Raw genomic sequence first — 8906 nt, 5'->3', positions numbered from 1 at the left:
GCTCCTCGGCGTGCTGGGCGATCAACACGCCCAACCCGGTCGCATACTCGAGTGCGCGCCGCATGAGCAGCGGGTCATCGACACACTTGCCATCGTCGCTGAACATTTTCACCCGGGCCGCGCCGGCGGCCATCATGCCCATCTCGGCAAGCTGCTTGCCCGCGAGTCCGACGGTGACCGCGCCGACGGGGTGCACGTCGACCAGACCGACCTCCCGACCGGTGCGATAGACGTTGTCGGTAATCGTCGCGTTGTCGGCGACAGGATCGGTGTTGGCCATCGCGAACACCGCGGTGTAGCCGCCGCGGGCCGCGGCCGCCGACCCGGTGGCGATGGTCTCGGTGTCCTCGCGGCCCGGTTCGCGCAGGTGGGTGTGCAGGTCGACGAAGCCCGGGAGCGCGATCGCGCCGCCCCCGTCGACCACCTCGGCGCCGTCGGGAGCGGTGATCGACTCGCCGATCTCGACGATCTCACCGTCGGCGATCAGGATGTCGACCTGATCGCCGCCGTAGGGCCGGACTCCGCGGAGCAGCAGCGGTTCCCCCGTCATGGTCAGGCCTCCACTTTCTCGTCAGGGCGCGCTGTCGCCGAATCGCTGCCGACCAGCAGCCGCAGCAGAACCGCCATCCGTACGTGCACGCCGTTGCGCACCTGCTCGAGCACCGTGGCCTGAGGCGCGTCGGCAACCGAGTAGCCGATCTCCATACCGCGAAGCATCGGCCCCGGGTGCAGGACCACCGCGTCGTCGCCGAGCAGCCGCAACCGGTCATCGTTGAGTCCGTAGCGGACTGAGTACTCGCGTGGGCTGGGGAAGAACCCGCCGTTCATCCGCTCGGCTTGCACGCGCAGCATCATCACCGCGTCTGCGGCGGGCAGCTGACCGTCGAGGTCGTGGGCGACAGTGACCGGCCACGTTTCGACGCCGACGGGAAGAAGCGTCGGTGGCGCTACCAGCACGACCTCGGCGCCCAGCGTCGAGAGCAGGTGTGCGTTGGACCGGGCAACGCGCGAGTGCACGACGTCGCCGACGATGACCACGCGTCGACCCTCGATGCCGCCGAGGCGTTGCCGCAGGGTCAGCGCGTCCAGAAGAGCCTGGGTGGGGTGCTCGTGGGTACCGTCGCCGGCGTTGATCACCGCCGGACCGGAACCGTCGGGGCCGGCGGTCCACTCCGCGATCTGGTGTGCCGCTCCGGAACTCGGATGGCGCACGATGAGCGCATCGGCGCCCACGGCATACAGGGTCTTGGCGGTGTCGCGCAGCGACTCCCCTTTGCCCGCCGACGATCCGCTGGCACTGACGTTGATGACATCGGCGCTCATCCACTTCCCGGCGACCTCGAAGGACACCCGAGTGCGGGTCGAGTTCTCGTAGAACACCGTCATCACGGTCCGCCCGCGAAGGGTCGGCAGTTTGCGGATCTCGCGGCCGAGCAGCGCCTGGGCGAACCCATCGGCATCGTCGAGGATCCCCAGGGCGTCGTCACGGCTCAAGTCCGCCGTGGACAGCAGGTGTCGCATCAGGCGTCCCCCTCCGACGTGGTGCGTCCGGCCGTCGTGCGCCGCGGCCCGAGCACTACTTCATCGATTCCGTCGGTCTCGGTGAAGTGCACAGCGACGTCCTCGTCGCGGGCCGTCGGCAGGTTCTTGCCGACATAGTCGGCGCGTATCGGCAGTTCGCGGTGGCCGCGGTCGACGAGGACCGCCAGTTGCACGGTGGCCGGTCGGCCGAGATCGCGCAGCGCATCGAGTGCGGCGCGGACGGTGCGTCCGGAGTACAGGACGTCGTCGACGAGGATCACGTGCGCGTTGTCGATCCCGCCCGAGGGCACCACGGTGCGCTCGAGTGGGCGGTGCGGCTGTGCCCGCAGGTCGTCGCGGTAAAGCGTGATGTCGAGGAACCCGACGGGGATGTCGATTCCGGAGTATTCGGCGATACGAGCGGCGAATCGCTGAGCGAGAATCGTGCCGCGGGTCGGAATGCCCAGGAGCACGACGCGGTGGTCCCCGTCGTCAAGGGCGGTCTTCTCGATGATCTGGTGTGCGATCCGGGAAATCGTCCGGTTCACATCGGCGGTGTCGAGCAAGACCCTGTGGGCAGCGCTGGTCAAAGCAGCCGACCTCCTTCTCCGCCTCACGGGACGGATCGTTAAAGGATGTCTTTCTGGCGACACACTACACCGCGACCAACGGTGACCGGGCACACACGCCCTCAGTCCTCGACGGCCTCCTGCGGCTGTGCTGCCGCGGCGGAGCGCACCTGCGGAGCGAGCTCGGCGATCTTCGCCAGGACTCCGTTGACGAACGCCGGCGAGTTGTCGGTCGACAGCTCCTTGGCCAGTTGGACGGCTTCGTCGACGATCACGACGGTGTCGACGTCGGTGGCGTTGAACAACTCCCAGGTGGCCAGGCGCAGGATCGCCCGGTCGACGGCGGGCAGGCGGTCGAGTTGCCACTTGTCCAGGTGCGAACTGATAACCGCGTCGACCTGCGCCTGGTCCTGTGCGAACCCGGCGACCGCGGTCGCGGTGTAGTCGTGAACGGTGCCGACGCTGTCGTCGACGATGTAGATCGTGCGCCGCTCCTCGATCAGGTCCAGCGGTGACACGCCCTTGGCCTCTGCCTCGAAGAGCAGGTCCACGGCGCGGTTGCGCGCCTTGTGCCGGGTACCGGAATGCTTCACGGACGGATCAGCGCTTCGTGTCAGGAGTTGACACGGCCGAGGTAGCTGCCGTCGCGCGAGTCGACCTTCAGCTTGTCGCCGGTGTTGATGAACAGCGGGACGGCGATCTCGGCGCCGCTCTCCATCGTCGCGGGCTTGGTGCCGCCGGTCGAGCGGTCGCCCTGCAGACCCGGGTCGGTGTGGGTGACCACCATCTCCACCGTTACCGGGAGCTCGATGAACAGCGGCACACCCTCGTTGAGGGACACCTGGACGGTCATGTTCTCCAGGAGGAACCGGGCACCGTCGCCGACGGTGGCCGGCGGGATTGCGAACTGCTCGTAGTCCTGGGCGTCCATGAAGACGTAGTCGGTGCCGTCGTTGTACAGGTAGGTCATGTCACGGCGGTCGACAGTCGCCGTCTCCACCTTGACGCCCGCGTTGAACGTCTTGTCGACGATCTTGCCGGACAGGATGTTCTTGATCTTGGTCCGCACGAAGGCCGGCCCCTTGCCGGGCTTGACGTGCTGGAACTCCAAGATCTGCCACAGCTGGTCATCCATCCTCAGCACGAGGCCGTTCTTGAAATCCGCAGTCGTCGCCATGGGCGTGCCTTCTTTCTCGCTTGCTTGCTGATAGTTCGGTGGTCGTCGCGGGGCGGCTGGTCAGCCCAGGACGGTGAAAGCCCGGTCGGTGGCTGTGAGGATCCGGCAGGGCCCCTCCGACACGACGACGGTGTCCTCGATTCGGACCCCGCCGCGTCCGGGCAGGTAGACCCCGGGTTCCACCGTCACCACTGCACCGCTCCGAAGTGTACCCGTCGCCGTCGAACCCACCGACGGGGCTTCGTGGATCTGCAGCCCGACCCCGTGGCCAAGGCCGTGCACGAAGTCCGCCCCGTGGCCGCCGGCGTCGATGACCGCCCGCGCGGCGGCATCGACAGCGGCCAGTTCCGCACCCGCCCGCGCGGCCTCGCGCCCTGCCGCGGCGGCGGCACTGACGAGGTCGTAGACGTCGCACTGCCAGCCGCTGGCGGTGCCCAGCACGAAGGTGCGGGTCATGTCGGAGTGATAGCCGTCGACGACGGCGCCGAAGTCGATCTTCACGAAGTCGCCGTGGCACAGCACAGCATCGGTGGGACGGTGGTGCGGCACGGCTGAATTGGCTCCGGCGGCGACGATCGTTTCGAAGGCGACCGCGGCGGCGCCGTGGGCGAACATCGCCCACTCCAATGCGCGCGCCACCTGGCGCTCGGTCCGCCCGGGGACCAACTCCCCCGCGGCGATGATGGCGGCCAACCCGGCGTCGGCGGCCGCACACGCGGCAGCGATGGCGGCGACCTCGTCGTCGTCCTTCACCTCGCGCAAGCCTTCGACAAGGCCGCGCGACGCGACCAACTCCAGCGTGTCGAACCCCTCGCGCAGCGCGGTGTACTGAGCCAGTGACACCGCGTCGGCCTCGATGGCGATGCGGCGCGCGCCACCGTTGTGTGCCTCGTTCAGCAGCGCGGCTGCCACATCGCGCCCGCTGACGAGCCGCACATCACCGGCCTGCTCCCCTACTTGGACGGTGTAGCGGCCGTCAGTGCTGATCAGATCGCCGTTACCCGGATCCGCCCACACCAGCACGGCGCCGTTGGAACCGGTGAAGCCCGACAGGTATCGGACGTTGACGAGGTCGGTGATGAGAATCGCGTCGACGTCGGGATGGGCCGCGAGCAGCTCGGCTCGCAACCCCGCTCGACGTGCTGGGGCGCCGGTGGTGCGTTGGCTGGCGGGCATCCCGCCACGCTACTCCGACCCTGTGATTGGCTTCACTGCCCAGGCCCGCTACTGTATGCGCATGAGTTCGTGGACTTTGCGCGGTGTTTTCATGGGTGCACTGGTGACGGTGGCGTGGATCCTCGTCGGGGTGCTGATGCGGGTGGCTGCGACCATCGGCACGACCTGGTCGACGATCGCCTTGGCGCTGATCGTGCTGGCCGCCATCGTCTGGGGTGGGTACGACGGCATTCGCGATGCGCGCGCCAATCCCGATCCCGATGACTACGCTGACCTCACCATGGTGTGGCTGAAGGCCGGTTTCCTGTCCGCGGTGATCGCCGTCATCATCGGATGGATCGCCGGTATGACCCTCGTTCCGGAGATGCGCCCCCCGGGGCTGTTCGTCGCCCTCACCGCGGGTATCTCGTTCCTGACCCTGCTCGTGTACGTGCCCGCCTTCATCGGTGTGAGCATCGGTCGTTGGCTGGTGCGCCGCGAGGAGCGCAAGGCCCGTGACAACGAGGTCGAGATCGTCGAGGTCGTCGCCTCCTAACCGCGGGCGGCACAACCGCTACAACATCTGACAGAAGCTACCGTTGCGACGGTAGCTTCTGTTGCTTTCGGTAGCTGTTGTGCGTCAGTCGCGCGCGACTGCCGAGTAGGCGGCCGCGATCAGCGTGGGGTCGGGACCCTCGAGGCGTCCCGGTTTGGCCAGGCCGTCGAGGACGACGAAGCGCAGGACGCCCGATCGGTTCTTCTTGTCGCCGGCCATGCCCGTCATGAGGTCGCCGAGGGCGTCCGCGTCGTAGGTCGTCGGCAGGCCGATCAGCTCCAGGATGGAGCGGTGCCGGTCGGCGGTCTCGTCGTCGAGGCGGCCCGCCAACCGTGCCAATTCCGCGGCGAACACCAATCCGACCGACACGGCGGCACCGTGGCGCCAGCGGTAGCGCTCGCGCCGTTCGATGGCGTGACCCAGGGTGTGTCCATAGTTGAGGATCTCCCGCAGCGATGACTCTTTGAGGTCGGCGGACACGACGTCGGCCTTCACCTGCACGGAGCGTCGGATGAGTTCTGGGAGCAGCTCGCCGCTTGTATCGACTGCGGCCACCGGGTCTGCCTCGATGAGGTCGAGGATCACCGGGTCGGCGATGAATCCCGTCTTGATGACCTCGGCCATTCCGGCGATGACCTCGTTGGGCGGGACCGTCTCGAGGGTGGCGATGTCGATAAGGACGGCGTCGGGCTCATGGAAGGAGCCGACGAGGTTCTTGCCCGCATCGGTGTTGATTCCCGTCTTGCCGCCGACGGCGGCGTCGACCATCGCCAGCAGGGTCGTCGGGATGTGGATGACTCCGATGCCGCGCATCCAGGTCGCGGCGACGAAGCCGGCCAGGTCGGTAGCCGCACCGCCGCCAAGACTGATGATCTTGTCATTGCGCTTGAGCCCGATCCGCCCGCACACATCCCAACAGAATGCGGCGACCTGCAGGTCCTTGCCCGCCTCGGCGTCGGGAATTTCGACACGGTGGGCGTCGAAGCCGCGCTCGGCGAGGTAGGCCCGCACCTGCTCGGCGGTGGCCTGCAGCGGCGGTTGGTACAGGATCGCGACCGAGTCGGCGCCCTCCGCGGTCCGGACCACCTCGTCGAGCAGCCCCCGGCCGATAATGACCTCGTACGGCGACGCGGCGTTGACACCGATGCGGACGGGCTCGGTCATGATTGGGTGTCCTTTCGAGCAGGATCGAGAATGGCGAGGACGTCGGCGACTACCGCGTCGACCGGCTGATCGGCATCGACGGCGGCCGTGGCGACCGAGTCGTACAGCGCGGTGCGCTGCGCCAACAAACGGTCATAGGTGCGGCGCGGGTCGTCGCCGGCGAGAAGAGGTCGGTCGCTGTTCGCGACGCGAGCGAAACCGGCTTGGGGCGACACCCGCAGGTGGACCAGCGGGAGCCCGACTAGCGCCTCACGGATTCCCGCGACCGTCACCGATCCACCTCCCAGCGCAACGACCCCGTCGAATTCCGCCACTACTCGCAGGACCGTTGCCCGTTCGAGCTCGCGGAACGCGGGCTCGCCATCCGTGGCGAAGATCTCGGCGATGGTGCGTCCGGCCGTCCGCTCGATCTCGGCGTCGGTGTCGATGAACGGAGTACCGAGCCGCTTCGCAGCGGCTCGGCCGATTGTCGACTTCCCCGCCCCCATGAACCCGGTCAGGATGAGCTGCGGGCCCCGATCGCCGGTCGCCGCGTCGATCATGGGCGCGGCGGACGGGCCGCGATCTCTTCGAGGTAGGCCGCGAGGTTCCGCGACGTCTCGGCAATCGAGTCACCGCCGAACTTCTCCAGCACCGCCTGTGCGACGACGAGCGCGACCATCGCCTCGGCGACGACCCCCGCCGCTGGCACGGCGCACACGTCGGAGCGCTGGTGGATGGCGCTCGCCGTCTCGCCGGTCGCCATGTCGACGGTGGCCAGAGCGCGCGGCACCGTGGAGATCGGCTTCATGGCAGCCCGCACACGCAGTGCCTGTCCGTTGGTCATGCCGCCCTCGAGACCACCGGCGCGGTTGGTGGAGCGCTCGACGCCGTCGGGCCCGGGCACCATCTCATCGTGGGCGGCGCTGCCACGACGGCGCGCCGTCTCGAAGCCGTCTCCGACCTCGACACCCTTGATCGCCTGGATGCCCATGAGCGCACCCGCGAGACGCGCATCCAGGCGCGTCTCCCCGCTGATGTGGGAGCCCAGGCCGATGGGCACACCCGTGGCGACCACCTCGACGACGCCGCCGAGGGTGTCACCGTCCTTCTTGGCGGCCTCGATCTCCGCGATCATCGACGCCTCGGCCGCCTCGCCGAACGCCCGCACGGGACTCTCGTCGATCGCGGGCAGGTCGTCGATGCCCGGCGGCGGGCCGTCGTAGGGATCGCTCGCGCCGATCGAGATGACGTGCGACACGATCTCGATACCGGCGACCTGGCGCAGGAAGCTGCGTGCGACCGTGCCCGCGGCGACACGGGCGGCGGTCTCGCGCGCACTGGCCCGTTCCAGGATCGGGCGAGCGTCGTCGAACCCGTACTTCAGCATGCCGGCGTAGTCGGCATGGCCGGGCCGCGGCCGCGTCAGCGCCGCATTGCGAGCGCTGGCCTCCAGCTCTGCGGCATCCACGGGATCGGGGGCCATCACCTGTTCCCACTTGGGCCACTCGCTGTTGCCGATCTCGATGGCGATCGGGCTGCCCAGGGTGACGCCGTGGCGCAGTCCGGCCAATACGGTCACCTCGTCGGCCTCGAACTTCATCCGCGCGCCCCGGCCGTAGCCCAGGCGTCGGCGGGCGAGTTGCTCGGCGATGTCGGCCGACGTCACCTCGACCCCGGCGACCATTCCTTCCACGAGCGCCACCAGGGCGCGCCCGTGCGATTCTCCAGAGGTGATCCAGCGCAACACGGTTCCCAATTGTTCCATGCGCACCGTCGGGCTCCGAATCCGGCCGACCGCGGCCATTCTTACGAGAAGGTTGGTCCGACGACGAGGATGGCTGCCACTGAAGACAGCGCGGGCCCGTGCGGCCTCAGACGCCGCCGTTCGGTGACGAAACCGACGAGTGCGACAAGCTGGGCGAGCCCGACCACGAGGAGGGCCGTCGCCGGATCTGCAGACAATCCGCCGACGACGAACGCCAGTTTCAGATCACCGCCGCCGCTATGACCGAGCAAGCCGGCGACGACGTACGGCAGCGCGGCGACCAGCGCAGCCACAAGCACCCCGGAGTGACCGGCGAGCGACTCACCGACGCCGCAGATCCCGACGGCCGCGATCCCGGGCAACAGCTGCGCGGTCGGGAGGCGCGATGTTGCGCGGTCGACTTCGCCCAATGCCACCAGCCACACCGCCACAATCGCTTCCATGAACTCAGAATGACTCCTCGCCGGTGCCGGTCGACTCCTAGTCGGGCTCGGCGATGCCGATTCTGTGGATAACCCGGAACTGTGGACAACGCCGGGCTCGCTCGGTGGGATTCCGGGCTCGCTCGGTGCAAATTGGGGCTCGGTCGGCGTCAGGCCAGGACCGCGGCCATCGCTTCCCGGGGGGCCGGCAGCCCGGTGAACAGCTCCACCTGGCGATAGGCCTGGTTCAGCAGCATCACCAGACCCCCGACGGCGGTACCGCCGGTCTCGGCGACGCGGTCGGCCAGTGGTGTGGGCCACGGGTTGTAGATGGCGTCGACCAGCCGGACCGGCCCATCGATAGCGCTGGTCAGGAGGGTCCCGGCTGGTGCGGGCACGGTGGACACGACCGCAGTCGATGCGGAAAGTGCGCCAGCCAATGCATCGTCATCGTCGAACCGCAGGACACGCGCCGCCAATGACAACGATTCGGCGAGTTCGAGGGCGGCCACCGCACGCGCCGGTTCGCGGACGACGACGACGGCCTCCTCGGCCCCGGCGGCGGCCAGTGCCGCCAGCGCCTGCTCGAAGGCAT

Annotated in this window: 11 protein-coding genes and 1 pseudogene; 1 reads left to right on the top strand and 11 read right to left on the bottom strand. The window is 68.6% G+C overall.

From position 1 onward, the window contains the following. The 6 genes from B4L26_RS03090 to B4L26_RS03065 form a co-directional block, all read right to left on the bottom strand. Window positions 1–550 (bottom strand): amidohydrolase family protein (locus B4L26_RS03090; protein WP_290715697.1); only part of this gene is annotated, 550 nt, incomplete at its 3' end. A gap of 2 nt (window positions 551–552) precedes the next feature. Further along, window positions 553–1521, bottom strand: coding sequence for an aspartate carbamoyltransferase catalytic subunit (locus B4L26_RS03085; protein ID WP_290715694.1), 969 nt, complete (start codon window positions 1519–1521; stop codon window positions 553–555). Beyond that, entirely contained in the window at window positions 1521–2111 is a 591-nt protein-coding gene (gene pyrR / locus B4L26_RS03080; protein WP_290715692.1) for a bifunctional pyr operon transcriptional regulator/uracil phosphoribosyltransferase PyrR, read from the bottom strand. Before pyrR ends, B4L26_RS03085 begins: the two co-directional genes overlap by 1 nt. 101 nt (window positions 2112–2212) lie before the next feature. Beyond that, complete coding sequence (nusB, locus tag B4L26_RS03075; protein WP_290715690.1) at window positions 2213–2683, bottom strand: transcription antitermination factor NusB; 471 nt, start codon at window positions 2681–2683, stop codon at window positions 2213–2215. A gap of 20 nt (window positions 2684–2703) precedes the next feature. Next, the gene (gene efp, locus B4L26_RS03070; RefSeq protein WP_290715688.1) at window positions 2704–3267 is read right to left on the bottom strand and encodes an elongation factor P; all 564 of its coding nucleotides are present in this window, start codon (window positions 3265–3267) and stop codon (window positions 2704–2706) included. Window positions 3268–3327: 60 nt separating this feature from the next. Further along, window positions 3328–4443 (bottom strand): aminopeptidase P family protein, encoded by a 1116-nt coding sequence (locus tag B4L26_RS03065; protein ID WP_290715686.1) that lies wholly within the window; start codon window positions 4441–4443, stop codon window positions 3328–3330. A gap of 61 nt (window positions 4444–4504) precedes the next feature. On the opposite strand from B4L26_RS03065, the gene B4L26_RS03060 reads away from it, so the two are divergent. Next, entirely contained in the window at window positions 4505–4978 is a 474-nt protein-coding gene (locus B4L26_RS03060) for a B-4DMT family transporter (protein ID WP_290715684.1), read from the top strand. Between the two features lie 84 nt (window positions 4979–5062). Here B4L26_RS03060 and aroB read toward each other — a convergent pair whose 3' ends face one another. The 5 genes and pseudogenes from aroB to B4L26_RS03035 all read right to left on the bottom strand — a co-directional run. Then, a complete protein-coding gene (gene aroB / locus B4L26_RS03055; RefSeq protein ID WP_290715681.1) occupies window positions 5063–6142 on the bottom strand; it encodes a 3-dehydroquinate synthase in 1080 nt (359 codons plus the stop codon). Next, a complete protein-coding gene (locus tag B4L26_RS03050; protein ID WP_290715679.1) occupies window positions 6139–6684 on the bottom strand; it encodes a shikimate kinase in 546 nt (181 codons plus the stop codon). The genes aroB and B4L26_RS03050 overlap by 4 nt, the downstream gene beginning before the upstream one ends. After that, window positions 6681–7889 carry a chorismate synthase gene (gene aroC / locus B4L26_RS03045; protein WP_290715677.1) on the bottom strand — a complete coding sequence of 403 codons (1209 nt, stop codon included), beginning with the start codon at window positions 7887–7889 and terminating at the stop codon, window positions 6681–6683. The genes B4L26_RS03050 and aroC overlap by 4 nt, the downstream gene beginning before the upstream one ends. Before the next feature lie 41 nt (window positions 7890–7930). Beyond that, window positions 7931–8332, bottom strand: a complete 402-nt coding sequence (locus B4L26_RS03040) for a prepilin peptidase (protein ID WP_290715674.1) — start codon at window positions 8330–8332, stop codon at window positions 7931–7933. A 149-nt stretch (window positions 8333–8481) separates the two neighbouring features. Continuing rightward, a pseudogene (locus B4L26_RS03035) lies at window positions 8482–8906 on the bottom strand (shikimate dehydrogenase); the annotation flags it as partial.

Origin of the sequence: Gordonia sp. UBA7599 (assembly GCA_002477755.1) — a bacterium.
GTDB lineage: Bacteria > Actinomycetota > Actinomycetes > Mycobacteriales > Mycobacteriaceae > Gordonia.
This window is presented reverse-complemented; position numbering and strand designations above follow the sequence as displayed.